The sequence below is a fragment of the Streptomyces sp. SAI-135 genome (assembly GCF_029893805.1).
Lineage (GTDB): Bacteria > Actinomycetota > Actinomycetes > Streptomycetales > Streptomycetaceae > Streptomyces.
Genome location: NZ_JARXYP010000002.1, coordinates 7,119,288 through 7,132,633 on the forward strand (window position 1 = coordinate 7,119,288; position 13,346 = coordinate 7,132,633).

Annotated in this window: 12 protein-coding genes; 5 read left to right on the forward strand and 7 right to left on the reverse strand. The window is 72.7% G+C overall.

Going from position 1 to position 13,346, the window contains the following annotated elements; all coding sequences use genetic code 11:
- Positions 1 to 9: 9 nt before the first annotated feature.
- Genes M2163_RS36620 through M2163_RS36630 form a run of 3 tightly spaced genes read right to left on the reverse strand, consistent with a single transcriptional unit; the run spans position 10 to position 5,860 of the window.
- On the reverse strand, positions 10 to 2,097 hold the full coding sequence (locus tag M2163_RS36620) for a non-ribosomal peptide synthetase (RefSeq protein ID WP_280896121.1): 2,088 nt from the start codon (positions 2,095 to 2,097) through the stop codon (positions 10 to 12).
- 56 nt (positions 2,098 to 2,153) lie between these two features.
- Positions 2,154 to 4,616 (reverse strand): Pls/PosA family non-ribosomal peptide synthetase, encoded by a 2,463-nt coding sequence (locus tag M2163_RS36625; RefSeq protein ID WP_280896122.1) that lies wholly within the window; start codon positions 4,614 to 4,616, stop codon positions 2,154 to 2,156.
- 35 nt (positions 4,617 to 4,651) lie between these two features.
- Positions 4,652 to 5,860, reverse strand: coding sequence for a heparan-alpha-glucosaminide N-acetyltransferase domain-containing protein (locus tag M2163_RS36630; RefSeq protein ID WP_280848626.1), 1,209 nt, complete (start codon positions 5,858 to 5,860; stop codon positions 4,652 to 4,654).
- A gap of 585 nt (positions 5,861 to 6,445) precedes the next feature.
- Here M2163_RS36630 and M2163_RS36635 point away from each other — a divergent pair.
- Positions 6,446 to 7,588, forward strand: coding sequence for a YihY/virulence factor BrkB family protein (locus M2163_RS36635; protein WP_280848625.1), 1,143 nt, complete (start codon positions 6,446 to 6,448; stop codon positions 7,586 to 7,588).
- Between the two features lie 96 nt (positions 7,589 to 7,684).
- Here M2163_RS36635 and M2163_RS36640 read toward each other — a convergent pair whose 3' ends face one another.
- Positions 7,685 to 8,521 carry an NAD(P)H-binding protein gene (locus M2163_RS36640; RefSeq protein ID WP_280848624.1) on the reverse strand — a complete coding sequence of 279 codons (837 nt, stop codon included), beginning with the start codon at positions 8,519 to 8,521 and terminating at the stop codon, positions 7,685 to 7,687.
- A gap of 81 nt (positions 8,522 to 8,602) precedes the next feature.
- Between M2163_RS36640 and M2163_RS36645 the strand changes: the two genes are divergently transcribed.
- Together M2163_RS36645 and M2163_RS36650 are read left to right on the forward strand one after the other, a co-directional pair.
- Positions 8,603 to 9,544 (forward strand): AraC family transcriptional regulator, encoded by a 942-nt coding sequence (locus M2163_RS36645; RefSeq protein ID WP_280896123.1) that lies wholly within the window; start codon positions 8,603 to 8,605, stop codon positions 9,542 to 9,544.
- A 9-nt stretch (positions 9,545 to 9,553) separates the two neighbouring features.
- Positions 9,554 to 10,219: a helix-turn-helix domain-containing protein gene (locus M2163_RS36650; protein WP_280848622.1), complete on the forward strand. Its 666-nt coding sequence runs from the start codon at positions 9,554 to 9,556 to the stop codon at positions 10,217 to 10,219.
- Here M2163_RS36650 and M2163_RS36655 read toward each other — a convergent pair.
- Both M2163_RS36655 and M2163_RS36660 read right to left on the reverse strand, forming a co-directional pair.
- Positions 10,202 to 10,603, reverse strand: coding sequence for a VOC family protein (locus M2163_RS36655; RefSeq protein ID WP_280848621.1), 402 nt, complete (start codon positions 10,601 to 10,603; stop codon positions 10,202 to 10,204). The genes M2163_RS36650 and M2163_RS36655 overlap by 18 nt on opposite strands.
- Before the next feature lie 52 nt (positions 10,604 to 10,655).
- Positions 10,656 to 11,288 (reverse strand): VOC family protein, encoded by a 633-nt coding sequence (locus M2163_RS36660; RefSeq protein ID WP_280896124.1) that lies wholly within the window; start codon positions 11,286 to 11,288, stop codon positions 10,656 to 10,658.
- A gap of 72 nt (positions 11,289 to 11,360) precedes the next feature.
- On the opposite strand from M2163_RS36660, the gene M2163_RS36665 reads away from it, so the two are divergent.
- Complete coding sequence (locus M2163_RS36665; protein ID WP_280896125.1) at positions 11,361 to 12,020, forward strand: ThuA domain-containing protein; 660 nt, start codon at positions 11,361 to 11,363, stop codon at positions 12,018 to 12,020.
- 215 nt (positions 12,021 to 12,235) lie between these two features.
- Positions 12,236 to 12,775: a peptidoglycan-binding domain-containing protein gene (locus M2163_RS36670; RefSeq protein ID WP_280848618.1), complete on the forward strand. Its 540-nt coding sequence runs from the start codon at positions 12,236 to 12,238 to the stop codon at positions 12,773 to 12,775.
- A 33-nt stretch (positions 12,776 to 12,808) separates the two neighbouring features.
- Here M2163_RS36670 and M2163_RS36675 read toward each other — a convergent pair whose 3' ends face one another.
- Complete coding sequence (locus M2163_RS36675; protein ID WP_280848617.1) at positions 12,809 to 13,234, reverse strand: helix-turn-helix transcriptional regulator; 426 nt, start codon at positions 13,232 to 13,234, stop codon at positions 12,809 to 12,811.
- Positions 13,235 to 13,346 lie beyond the last annotated feature (112 nt).

The window sequence follows — 13,346 nt, forward strand, 5'->3', positions numbered from 1 at the left end:
TGGTTCCTTTCAGCCTTGCCGGTCGAGCAGGTCCGCCAGGTCCGCGAGGACCGGGTGACGGACGACGTCCTGGAGGGTGACCGCCCGGTCCAGGGCGATCGCGAGTCGCACGGCGGACAGTGAGCTGCCGCCGCGGTCGAAGAAGTGGTCGAGGCGGCCGATCCGGTCGGCGGGCACACCGAGCACCTCGGCCCAGGCGTCCGCCAGCCGCCGCTCGCTCGCCGTCAGCAGCCCGCCCGCCGCACCGGAGTCGAGGTCCTCGGCGAGCGCGGTGAGGGTCCGGCGGTCGGTCTTGCCGTTGGCGGTCAGCGGCAGCCGCCGACGCCAGTGCACGACGGCGGGGACCATGTACGACGGCAGCGAGGCCGCCAGCCGCTCCCGTACCGTGTCCGCGGCCACCGGCTCCGGTCCGGCGCAGAACGCGGCGAGCTGGGTGCCCCGGACCACCACCACGGCCCCGTCGCGCACCCCGTCCACCCGCAGCAGCGCGTTCTCGATCTCGCCGATCTCCACGCGGAACCCGCGGATCTTGACCTGGGTGTCCCGGCGCCCGAGGAACTCCAGTTTGCCGTCGGCCCGCCAGCGCCCCACGTCACCGCTGCGGTACAGCCGCTCGCCGGGCCGGTACGGGTCCTCGGTGAACGCGGCCGCGGTGCGCTCGGGGTCGTTGACGTACCCGCGGCCCACGCACACCCCCGAGAACACGATCTCGCCGGGCGCGCCCAGCGGCACCGGGACCAGGTCCTCGTCGACGACGTAGACCCGGACATTGCGCACCGGCCGTCCGAGCGGGACCCGGTCGCCGTCCGGTGCCCGGTCCATGACCTCGTGGTTGGTGTCGTCCGAGGTCTCGGTCAGGCCGTAGGCGTTGGCCAGCCGGATCCCGGGCGCGGTGGCGAACCAGCGCTGCACCAGCTCCCGCTTCACCGCCTCGCCGGTCACCGACACACAGCGCAGGCCGGCCAGTTCGCGCGGCCGCTGCCCCAGTTCGGCGAGCACGGCCTCCAGGTACGACGGCACGACCTGGAGCACAGTGACCCGCCCCCGCACCACCGTGTCCACGAACCGCGGCACGTCCAGGACGGTGTCCTGCCCGACGATCAGCGTCCGCCCGCCGGCGACCGGCCCGGCGAGGAGCTGCCACAGCGAGATGTCGAAGCACTGCGGGGCGGTCTGCGCGACCACGTCGTCCTCGCCGATGCCCAGGTCCTCGATCTTGGCGAGCACGTGGTTGAGGAAACCGGCGTGCTCGCACATCGCGCCCTTGGGCTCCCCGGTGGAGCCGGACGTGAAGTAGATGTAGGCCAGTTGATCCGCCGCGACCGGGATCCCGAGGTCGTCGCCGGCGTGACCCTCGGCGTACACGGCGTCCACGAACAGCGTCTCGGCGGCCGTACCGGACAGTGAGCCGGTGCTGCCCTCCTCGGTGACGACGAACGCGCAGCCCGCCCGGAACAGGGTCCTCGCGACCCGCTCGGCCGGGAAGTGCGGCTCGACCGGCAGATACACCCCGCCCGCCTTGAGGACGCCGAGCACGGCCGCCATCCAGTCCAGGTTCCGTTCCATGACCACGGCGACCACGTCCTCGGCCGTGAGACCGCGGGCCAGCAGCGCCCGACCGACCTGGTTGGCGCGGGAGTTGAGCTCGGCGTACGTCCACCGCCGCCCGTCCTGCACGGCGGCCACGGCGTCCGGGTGCTTGGCGGCCCGCTCCTCGACCAGCTCGTGCACCCGCCGGTCAGGCAGTTCACGGACCGGGCCCGCCAACTCCTCGAGCTGGAAGCGGAGTTCGTCCTCGGACAGCAGACTGCGGCGGTCGGGGTGGGCGAGAGCGGTGAGGTGGTAGCCGGCGATCCTGGCGGCCGCTCCGGCGCCGAGCGTGCCGGTGCGGTACCGCAGTCGCAGGGCGCCGTCGGTGAGCGCGACCCGCAGATCGTCGCCCACGGCGTCCTCCGTCCCGCCCGAGAGGGCGGCGAGGACCCTGGCGCGGGCCGCGAGCAGCGCGGCGGGATCGGTCGGTGTGCCGTCGGGCAGCGGGACCGTGTACTCGGTGACCTCCGGTATCGGCCCGGGCGGCTGGTGCGGAACTGTTTCCATGACGTTCTTCCCCCTGTGTGTGCTTCGGTCGGGCAGTGCGGGCGGCCTCGGGCGTCTCAGGCCCGCGCCACCGCCGGATTCCCGCCCCAGTGCGCCCCCGCCGGCATCTCCTCGCCCTTCATCAGGAAGGCGTCGGTGGCGAGCACGGCACCGGGGCCCATCGAGACGCCGTAGTGGACCAGCGCGCCCGCTCCCACGGTGCAGCCGTCGCCGATGACGATGTGGTCGGACTTGAAGGTGCCGTCCTCCTGGGAGTGCGCCTGCACCTTGGAGTGGGCGCCGAGCGTGCAGTCGTCGCCGATGGCGGTCAGCGTCCGCTCGGTGATGGCGACCCCGTCGTCGAAGACCCGGCGGCCGATCCGGACGCCCATGAGCCGCCAGACGACGTTCTTGAACGGCGTGCCGTTGAACACCTTGAGCTGCCCGTCGGGCACCTTCCACAGGCGCTCGTGCCACCAGAAGTACGGCTCGTAGATGGAGCACAACCGCGGCCGCAACGGCCGGAACCGGGTGATCAGCCGCTCCACCAGCACGTAGTAGCCGACGGTGAGCGCGAGAGAGGCCATCAGGTAGCCGCCGACCAGCAGCCCGCCGAGGGCGCCCCGGCCGCCGAAGAGGTCGACCACCGCGAAACCGAGGAGCGTCAGCCCGAACAGGTGCAGCCACCGCAGGAACAGGAACAGGGCCATCGAGCGGGCGTTGAAGCGGTTCTTGGCGTGCAGGCGGCGGCGCAGCTCGTCGCCCTCGCGCAGGTGGTCGAAGCGGGTGTCGCGCTCCACGGTGCGCGGGATCTCGAAGGGCGGGGATCCCAGCAGGCCCACGTCCTCGCGGAGTTCGCCGTCGAGCGGGACCAGCACCTTGGTGGCGAGCAGGCAGTTGTCGCCGGTACGGCCGCCGACCGGGTAGGCGATGTGGTTGCCGAGGAAGTTGTGCCCGCCGATCGCGACCCGTGAGACGCGGAACGACGTGCTGGAGAACTCGGCGTTGAGGATCGACAGCCCGTCGGCGACCATCGTGCCGCTGCCGACGGTGGCCAGGTACGGCGTCTCGTGCGACACCTCGGTGCCGAAGTTCGAGCCGGTCTGCTCGACCCGGGAGAGGTCGTAGCCGATGGACCGCAGGTAGGGGACGATGTACGAGCTGTCCCCGCACAGCCACTTGAAGAACTTGATGTTGGTCGTCCGGGCGATCGCGCGCTGCACCGAGTAGTGGAAGCCGTACAGCGGATACACCCGGTCCGGGCGCAGGGCCAGGTTGAGCAGCCGGGGCAGCAGGGTGACGACGACGAGGCCCGCGACGATCGAACCGGCGAACAGCGCGAGGGACAGGACCAGCGCCTGGGCGTAGAAGACGGCCGTCGCCAGTTCCTTCGCCTCCGGTTCCAGCAGCGGGTCCAATGCCGGGACCAGGTCCAGCACCAGGAAGGTGCCGCCGATGCCGAGCGGGACGTGGACCAGCAGCGTCTGGAGCAGCGCCGCGAGGCCGTAGCCGGCCCGGCGGGCGGTGGTGCAGCGGGCCGCCGGGACGCGGATGTGGTCGACGTCGGTGGGGCGGGCCGGGGAACCGTGCCAGCGCTCACCGGCCGGTATCGCGGCGCCGTCGTACAGCGCGGAGGAGTGGCCCAGCTGGCCGCCGTCGCCGATGGACGTGCCGATGTCGAGGACGGTCTTCTCGCCCACGAAGACGTCCCGGCCGAGGGTGACCGGGCCGGTGCGGATCCGGCCCGCGTGCGCCCGGTAGCCGGGGAACAGGGCGTCCTTGCGGATGACCGTGCCGGCGCCCACGGTCAGCAGGTCCGTGCAGACCGGCACCGAGTGGGACAGGATCGTGACGCCCGGGCCGATCCGGGCGCCGAGGGCCCGCAGGTAGAGGACGTACAGCGGGTTGCCCGCGAACAGGACCATCGGGTTGGCGTGCAGCAGCGCCTTGACCAGCCAGAAGCGGACGTAGGCGAGACCCCACACCGGGAACTCCGTCTCCTTCCACCGGCCCACCAGCACCCACTTCGCCACGACGGGCAGCGTGCACAGGGCGAGGAACAGGGCGCCCCCGAAGACCAGCGAGCGCAGATAGACGGAGAGCAGTCCCTCGCCGCCGGACAGCCAGGCGTACCCCTCGGCGGTGGCGACACCGGCAGCGCAGCAGTACACGGCGAAGACGAGGAACTGCAGCACCCCGCACAGCACATAGCGGGCGGTGCTGCCCGCCGGCGGAGGTGGCTCGGCCGGCCGCGCGGGGGCCGGTCCGGTGGCCGGGGCCGCGGCGAGGGCGGTCGCCAGCGAGCGGATCGTCGGGTGGCCGTAGACGTCCCTCATCGACACCTGCGGCAGGTCGTCCCGTTTGCGCACCCGGGCGCAGAACTGCGCCATGACCAGGGAATTGGCACCCAGGTCGGCGAAGAAGTGGCTGTCGAGAGGGACTTGATCCGTCTTCACGACCCCGGCCAGCACCTCGGCGAGGACCTGGGCGGTGCCGTCCACCGGGGCGACTGTCGTGACCTCGCCAGGATTTACCACCACTTGAGCTCCTAGATCATTACATGTGGCCTTATGGACTATTCGGTGTGCCTGCTAAGTCGGGCCGGGTCCTCCACCGGTTCCGGGGGCCGCGGTGGTGTTACGGCCTCGCGACACCGCCGGGCCGTGTCCGCGACGACCGTTTCCAGCGGGCCACGCCCCACGCGCCGCCACGAGAGGGCGAACAGGAGCGCTCCGGTGGTCATGACGGCGTAGAGGAGCTCGGGGGAGCCGGAGAGTGCACCGGTGGCGAGAAGGAGCACATGGGCGGCGTACAGGGTCAGCGGCATGCTGCCCGCCGCCGCGAGCGGCGTGAGCGCCCGGGTGAGCAGGGCGCTCCTGGTCAGCAGCAGGGCGCCGCCGAGGATCGCCGCCGCCGAGCCCAGGGTGAGCAGCATGTCGAAGGGTGTGGTGGAGTGCGGCGCCCGGGAGAGCAGCGCCCACCAGGTCGCGCCGTCCGGGCTGTCCCACAGGGCCTCGGCGCGGGAGGCGCCGGGGAACTCCGCGCGCCACAGGTGGCGCAGTCCGTCGTACCGGAACAGGACCAGGGACGACACCAGCCAGACGCCCGCCACGAGGGCGAGGCCGGCCCCGAGGAGCCGGGGCGCGAGCCCGCGTGACGTCAGGTCGAGCCGGCCGAGGGCGAGTCCGGCGCACAGATAGGCGGTCCAGGCGAGCACCGGGTAGTCGCCGTGCACGAGCAGGTCCGAGACCAGACCGAGCGGATCGGTGACCACGTCCTGGAGAGTGGGATCGCCGTCGAAGGTCGGCTCGGGCAGGACACCCCGCAGCGCGTGCACGGCGAAGGGCGCCCCCACGGCCAGCGTCAGTGCCAGGGCCGCCAGGACGCGCGGGCCGAGGCCCAGCAGGGGGATCGCGATCAGGAACAGCAGGGCGTAGAACGCCAGGATCACGTCCACGTCCAGGTCGGCCGCGCGCGAGGCATAACCGAGCAGCAGTCCGATCAGCGCGATGACACCGGCCCGCGCCGCCACCGCGACGGCCGCGGGGCGGCCGGTCGCCGGCCGGCGACCGCCGGTCGTGAAGGCCAGTCCGATCCCGGCCGTCACGGCGAACGTCGCCGAGGAACGGCCGCCCGCGAACATCCAGGCGGGCGTGGTCGATCCGGCCTCGTCGAACGCGCCGAACACGTGAACGGAGAACATTCCGAGCAGCGCGAGGCCCCGAGCCACATCGACCCCCACGATGCGCGGCCCGGCGTGCTTCGGAGCGTGCGGAACAGGCATGCGAATTCTCCAGACTGGGATACGGCGGAATAGTGACCGCTGTTCAGCGCGCAGCGGAAAATCATGGAGAAGTACCCCCGTGTTTCCGGTGTTCCGGAAGGAAAAGAAGTGTCTTGGGACACGGAATGGGATAAGAGAAGGAGCGGTTCGGTGTGCGCCTTGAGTGACCACGAGACGGGGACGGGGTGGCCGGCTCGGGCCTTGGTCAGGGCCCTGAGAATGCAATCCGAATTGTTTCGAGGGGCTCATGAACGGGTCAAGCACGTTTCAGTCAATGGCGCTTTCTTGCTGGTCGGCCATGTGTCGGTGCCGGGAATCATTCAGGTCGCAAGGCGGCGCCACCGGGGAACTCACTTTATGGACGGTGCACATGTCGTCCTGCATTCCGGTTCCCGGGTCCGCGAAAACTGGCCAGCGGGTTCATGACAGAAAAGTGGTTCGATTTCCCTCGCGATTTCCGCGGGGTTGCCCGGCGTTTTCCGCGCCATGACGGAACCGAACACGAGCGGGCGTTCCCCGCACGGGCGTGCCCAGGACCGGGACCGGGGGATGAGTGCACGCTCCCCTGGCGGATACCTTTAGGACGTGCAGGCAGCAAGCGAATCCCCTCAACAACCCGCCGGCCGGCTCCACCGGGCCCGTGCCCTCTACCGGAACGTGTCGAAGCGCAGGACCGCCTGGCTGCTGCTCAAGGACACCGTCAACTCGTGCATCGAGTACCGCATCCTGGGGCTCGCCGCCGAGGCCGCCTTCTTCTCGCTGCTGTCCGTCCCGCCCCTGCTGCTCAGCCTCATCGGCCTGCTCGGCTACGTCGACGACTGGACCGGCACCGACAGCATCAGCAGCCTGGAGGCCAACCTCCTGGACGCCGCGCGCACGGTCCTGTCCGACAAGGGGGTACGGCAGATCGCGCAGCCGATCCTCGACGACGTGATGAAGGGCGGCCGTCCCGACGTCATCTCCGTCGGCTTCCTGTTCGCCCTGTGGTCCGGCTCGCGCGCGGTGAACGTCTTCATCGACACCATCACCGTCATGTACGGCCTCGACGGCGTGCGCGGCATCGTCAAGACCCGGCTCGTGGCGTTCGCCCTGTTCATCGCGGCCCTGCTGATCGGCTCGGTGGCGCTGCCGCTGATGGTGGCGGGGCCGGACGCGGTGGTGCGGATCGTGCCGTGGTCGACGACGGTCGTCCAGGTCCTGTACTGGCCCGTGGTGATCATCCTGTCCATCGCCTTCCTGACGACGCTGTACCACGTGTCGGTACCGGTGCGCTCACCGTGGATCGAGGACGTCCCGGGCGCACTGGTGGCCCTGGCGATGTGGGTGCTGGGGAGCTTCCTGCTCCGGATCTACCTCCAGAGCACCATCGAGGGCGCCACGATCTACGGCTCGCTCGCCGCCGCGGTCGCCGTGCTCCTGTGGATCGGCGTCTCGGCCTTCGCGGTCCTGGTGGGCGCGGCGGTCAACGCGGCGATCGACCGGGTCTGGCCGGCCGCGGCCACGGCGGCGGCGCGCGCGGCGAACGAGCGGGTGCGGGAGGCGCAGGTCGCGGAGTACGTGGCCCGCGCGGCCGCGCTCCACGACACCGCGGTCGATCCCGACGACCCCGACATGCCCTCGGAGTTCCCGGAGAGGTGGTCGCGCTTCCTGCCGCCGGAGGACGTGACGTCACGGCTGCGGACGCACGCGAAGTCGGCGCACCCTCCGCACAAGCCGGAGGGGTCCTGAGAGGGGTGTGATGTCGGCGGCGGGCCGGTGGGACCTCTCGCGCAGTTCCCCGCGCCCCTGGTTCCCCGCGCCCCTGGGGTGGAGCACCCGCCGGAGTCAGGACTTCCACGTTCCCGCGGCCGCCGCCTTTCTCGCGAACTCCGTGAAGTCCCGCGGCGCACGGCCGAGCACCTGCCGGACGCCGTCCGACAGATACGCGTTGCGCCCGTCCAGCAGCTGCTCGAACGCCTCGACCAGCGCTCCGACCTCCGCCTCCGGCACCCCGAACCCCGCAAGCCGCTCGCCGTACTCCTTCGCCGACACCGCCCGGTACGTCAGCTCCCGCCCCGTCGCCCGCGCGATCTCCGCCACCGCCTCGCCGAAGGTCAGCAGGCGGGGCCCCGACACCGTGACCGTCTGTCCCACGTACCGGTCGCCCGGCGCCAGCACGGCCGCCACCACGTCCCCGATGTCCCGCACATCCACGAACGGCTCCCGCACCTCGCCCGCCGGGAACACCAGCTCCCCGCTCAGCCGCAGCTCCTCCACCAGCGGCCCCTCACTGAAGTTCTGCGCGAACCACGCGGCCCGTACGACCGTCCAGTCCGCCCCCGACGCGTGCAGCGCCTCCTCCGCGTCCCGCGCCCGGTCCTGCCCCCGCGACGACAGCAGCACAAGCCGTCGTACGCCGGCCGCCACCGCCTGCCGGGAGAGCGCCCCGACCGCCTCCGCGGCCCCCGGGGCGCCGATGTCCGAGGGGTACACGACGTACGCCGCGTCCGCGCCCCGCAGGACGTCCGCCCACGTCGACCGGTCCGCCCAGTCGAACCCCTGCGCCCGCGAGGCCGCCCGGACCGTCAGCCCCGCGGCCCGAGCGGACCGCGCCACCCGGCTGCCCGTCCGGCCCGAGGCACCGGTCACCACCACCGTCGTCTTCCCCGTGTTCTGTGTCATGCCGTCGAGTCAACTCTCGGCCTCCGCAAGGGACCATGGCCGAACGGCTCGTTCCCATGCGTGCGCGTCTACGCTGGCCGCATGGACGCTCTCGCAGGTCTGCTGGAAGGACCGCGGGCGCGCGGCGCCTTCATGATCCGTGCGTGTTTCGACCCGCCCTGGGCGGTGCGGGTGGAGGACCGGGCGCCGCTGACGGTCATGGTGATGGTCCGCGGGGAAGCGGTGATCCTGCCCGATGCGGGCGAGCCGGTCCGCCTGCGCCCCGGCGACCTCGCCGTCGCCCGCGGCCCCGACGCCTACACCTGTGCCGACGACCCCGGCACGGCCCCCCAGGCGCTGATCCTGCCCGGCGGCGAGTGCAGCTACCCCGACGGACGGTCCCTGAACGGCTCGATGGACCTCGGGGTCCGCACCTGGGGCGACCGGCTCGACGGCGAGACGGTGGTCCTCATCGGGACGTACCTCATGGACGGCGAGATCAGCAACCGGCTCCTGGACGCCCTCCCGCCGCTGCTGTCGCTGACCACCGACGTGTGGGAGTGCCCGCTGACGCCCCTGCTCATGGAGGAGATCGTGCGCGACGAGCCGGGCCAGGAGGTCGTCCTGGACCGGATGCTGGACCTGCTGGTCATCGCGGCGCTGCGGGCCTGGTTCTCCCGGCCCGAGGCGGAGGCGCCGGCCTGGTACGCGGCGCTGGCGGACCCCGTGGTGGGGCGGGTGCTGCGGCTCATGCAGGACGATCCCGCGCACGCCTGGACGGTGTCCGCCCTGGCCGCCAAGGCGGGCGTGTCCCGCGCGGCACTCGCCCGGCGGTTCACCGAGCTGGTGGGGGAGCCGGTGATGACGTATCTGACCGGGTGGCGGCTGGCGTTGGCGGCGGACCGGCTGCGGGAGGGGTCCGCCACGCTGGACGCGATCGCCCGCCAGGTGGGGTACGGGAGCGCGTTCGCGCTGTCCAGCGCGTTCAAGAGGGGGTACGGGGTCAGTCCGCAGGAGTTCCGGCTGCGGGCCGGCCCGCCGTAGCCTGGGGGCGTGTACACGCAGCGGCCGTCCCGGCTCCCCGGCGCCTTCGTCTGGACCGGGGACGGTTCCGGACGCGTCCTGCCCGACGGGTGCATGGACCTGCTCTGGAACGAGGAGCGGCTGCTCGTCGCCGGGCCCGACACTCGTGCCTACGTCCCCACGGGCACCTCCGGTACCTGGTCAGGGCTGCGCTTCCCGCCCGGCTCCGCGCCCGCCTTCCTCGGTGTACCCGCCCATGAACTACGGGACCGGCGCGTGGAGTTGACCGATCTGTGGCCGCTGCCGGAGGTACGGCGGCTGCGCAGCCGGGTCGCGGGGGCGGCCGACCCCGCGACCGCGCTCGAGGACATCGCCCTGGAGCGCGGAGCCCCTGACGACCCCGTTCTTCGGGCCCTGGTCGCCGCACTCGACGCGGGCCGTCCCGTCGCCGCCACCGCCGACGAGATCGGCCTCGGAGCACGGCAGTTGCACCGCAGATCGCTGGTGGCGTTCGGGTACGGGCCGAAGACCCTGGCCCGGATCCTGCGGCTGCGCCGGGCCCTCGCACTGGCCGGGGCCGGGGTGCCGTTCGCCCAGACGGCGGCGCGGTGCGGCTTCGCCGACCAGGCCCACCTCGCACGGGACGTACGGGAGTTGGCGGGCGTACCGCTCGGGCGCCTACTCGCCGCCGGCTAGCGGGGCGTAGAGGTCGACGCCGTTGCCGTCGGGGTCGTGCAGGGACGCGTACCGCTGGCCCCAGTCGGCGTTCCACGGCTTGAGCTCACCGTGGAAACCCTCGCCCACCAGCTCCTCGTACACCGCGTCGACCTCGGCCGGGCTTTCGCACCGCAGCGCGAGCGCCGTGCGGCTGCCCCCGGACGGCGCCCGCCACCCGGGGTGGAAGGAGCGGACCGTGTCCTCGGTGTCCAGCATCAGCCGCACGCCGCCCGGGAGTCCGGCCTCCGCGTGCGGCTGCGACTCGGCGCCCTCGGGGAACGGGAACCCGAGCCGCCGGTAGAAGGCGACGGAGGCGGCCATGTCGGAGGCCACCAGAGCGATGGCGTCGAATCGTGGAGTCATGCCGCCACCGTAGACAGCGTCCCGGCACCCGGTCTTGAAGGAATCGGACGTGTCAGCCGAAGGCCACCGGCCCCCGCGGGGTGTCCACCGTGAAGGAGAGCCCCAGCGGGCCCTCGGCGAGGGGGAGACGGGTGTCGAGGGCGGCGAGGAGGGGCCTGATCTCCTCGGGGGCCGGGGCGGTCGCGGTCAGGGACAGCAGGGGCGTGGTGGGCAGGCCCGAGGCGGTGGGGTGCGGGGCGGCGCCCCAGTCGATGAGGAAGGGGACCAGACCGGAGGGGTGCTGGGTGTCGCCGTCCGTCAGACGCCACTCCAGCAGGGTGCCGTCGGGACGGCGGCGGCTCATCGGGCGGATCTCCCCGGGGTCGTACCCGCGGGACCGGGCCGTGGCCACCGCCGCGTCCAGGTCGGGCGGGCTGATCGCCCAGGCGACCGTGCGGGCGGCGCCGAGCGAGTCGACGTCGAAGGGGCGCGCGCCCGACGGCTCCGGCTGTTCCGGGTCGGGCCCGATGATCTCCAGATAGGAGGTGCCGCCCAGCGACACGAGATGGTTGCGGGTGCCCAGACCGACGTGCACCCCGCCCGGGACGGGGGCCACCCCGGTGCGCCGGGTGAAGTCGTCGACCGTCGCCGCCAGGTCGGGGGTCGCGAGGACGAGATGGTCAAGGCGTGCGGGAATCGCGGTCACCGCGCCGAGGCTACGGCCCGCGCACCGCACGGTGGAACACCTGTACGGCGACACACCTCCTAGGCTCGGGTCATGGCTCCCCGACTCCTCGTCCACACCCGCACCACCGCCTACCGCCACGACTCCATCCCGGCCGCCGTCGACGCCGTCCGCGCCCTCGGCGACTTCGAGGTGGACGCGAGCGAGGACCCGGCGGCCCTGGAGCGGCCCCTCGACCGGTACGCCGCCGTCGTCTTCCTCTCCACCAGCGGTGAGATCCTCACCCCGGCCGGGCGCGAGCGGCTGGCCGCCCACGTGGAGTCGGGCGGCGGGTTCGTCGGGGTGCACGCGGCCGCCTGCACCGAGTACACCTGGCCCCACTACGGCGAAATGCTGGGCGCCCGCTTCGACAGGCACCCCGCGTACCAGCCGGGCAGGATCCGCGTCGAGGACCGCGACCACCCGGCCACCCGACATCTGCCCGCCGTATGGGAGTTCACCGACGAGTGGTACGACTTCCGGACCAACCCCCGAGGCTCCGTCAGGGTGTTGGCGTGTGCCGACGAGTCGTCGTACGAAGGCGGCGGCATGGGCGCCGACCACCCGCTGGTGTGGTGCCGGGAGCAGGGCGCGGGCCGCGTCTTCTACACCGCGCTCGGGCACGCGGCCGAGGCCTGGGCGGACCCCGGCTTCCGGGCCCATCTGCTGGGCGGGATCACCTGGGCGGCACGGCTGGAGGCGGGCACCGGCTGACCCCGTCCCGTTCCGTCCCGGCAGGTCCCCGCACGGCCCGCGCTCCCGGACCACACCGCCGTACGCGGACCGGACCGTCCCCGGCCGGCCCGGGGACGCGAGCAGCTCTCGCCGTGCGCACCTCAGCCCTGTGAGGCTGTGCCCTGCCAAGCCAAGCGAGCCGCCCCAGGGGGAACCACGGGGGGAACCACGGCGGTTCGGAAAGGGAGACATCCATGAGCATGCGCAAGCGGGCCGTCGCGATGACGACGGCCGCGTTGCTGGGGGCCGGGACGCTCGGCCTCGCCGTGGCGCCGGCGGCGGACGCGGCCTCGTACCACGGCATCGACGGCAACGGCGTCGTCAGCGACGACTGGCAGGACGAGGAGAACCTGAGCGTCGACGACTACGCCGACAGCAACGCCACGGCCCTGTGGCAGTCCGTCCTGTACGCGGACGGCGCCAAGTGGCAGGACGAGGACGGCGACTGGCACAACTTCGGCAAGAGCCAGATCGACGGCTCGTTCGGCCCGCAGACCGAGTCGGCCACCCAGTGGTGGCAGGAGCGCTACGGCCTTCAGGAGAACGACGGCGTGGTCACCGACCAGAGCTGGGAGTTCGCCCAGCAGTGGCTGCACGGCCCCGGTTCGGGCGGCGGCGTGCGCTACGACGGCGACCGGCGGGACGTCGACTTCAAGCGGGTCAGCGGCAAGTACCGGGTGAAGCTCAAGGGCACCGGCCCCTGGCGGATCGCCTACTACGACCAGCGCGGCTGACCCTCGCCGACGGGGCAGCGGGCGGCCGCACGGTCACCCGCTCCCCGACGGCCACGCCCACAGCACCCCCGCCACCAGCAGCACGATGACCGCGAACGCGACGAGCGCCGCCGTACGCCACCGCCGGTACTCGACAGGAGCCGGGACCGGCACCGCCACCTGAGGCACCGCCACCTCGGACACCTTCGGGCCGTACGGCCAGACCGGGTCGGCCAGGTCCCACAGCGCCAGCAGCCGCGCCTGGTCCGCGCCCGCCACCCGGCACAGTGCCTGCACCGCTCCCCGGGGCGGCTGCTTGGCCCCGCTGAGATACCGCTGCCAGGACGACTTGCTGTAGGCGGTGCGCCGGGCCAGCTCGGCGAGGCTCAGATCGGTGCGGTCCTTGAGGTGCCGCAGTTGCTCGACGAGGTGCCGTGCCTCCCTCGGAAGCGAGTCCGGCAGCGGTCGCCAGCGCGTCATGGTCGTCCCCCAAGTGCTCGCCGCCGCCCTGACCGGGACGGCGGCCCCCCTCCCCGCCGCAACGTTCGACGCCCGCCCGCCCCGGCCAGTTCCCCTCGCCCACGGATGACCG

What these genes read in the sequence shown, in the direction of transcription:
- M2163_RS36665 (WP_280896125.1), top strand. Translation starts at nt 11,361, where the DNA reads ATGGCTCCCCGACTCCTCGTCCACACCCGCACCACCGCCTACCGCCAC.
- M2163_RS36670 (WP_280848618.1), top strand. Translation starts at nt 12,236, where the DNA reads ATGAGCATGCGCAAGCGGGCCGTCGCGATGACGACGGCCGCGTTGCTG.
- M2163_RS36620 (WP_280896121.1), bottom strand. Translation starts at nt 2,097, where the DNA reads ATGGAAACAGTTCCGCACCAGCCGCCCGGGCCGATACCGGAGGTCACC.
- M2163_RS36675 (WP_280848617.1), bottom strand. Translation starts at nt 13,234, where the DNA reads ATGACGCGCTGGCGACCGCTGCCGGACTCGCTTCCGAGGGAGGCACGG.
- M2163_RS36655 (WP_280848621.1), bottom strand. Translation starts at nt 10,603, where the DNA reads ATGACTCCACGATTCGACGCCATCGCTCTGGTGGCCTCCGACATGGCC.
- M2163_RS36630 (WP_280848626.1), bottom strand. Translation starts at nt 5,860, where the DNA reads ATGCCTGTTCCGCACGCTCCGAAGCACGCCGGGCCGCGCATCGTGGGG.
- M2163_RS36645 (WP_280896123.1), top strand. Translation starts at nt 8,603, where the DNA reads ATGGACGCTCTCGCAGGTCTGCTGGAAGGACCGCGGGCGCGCGGCGCC.
- M2163_RS36640 (WP_280848624.1), bottom strand. Translation starts at nt 8,521, where the DNA reads ATGACACAGAACACGGGGAAGACGACGGTGGTGGTGACCGGTGCCTCG.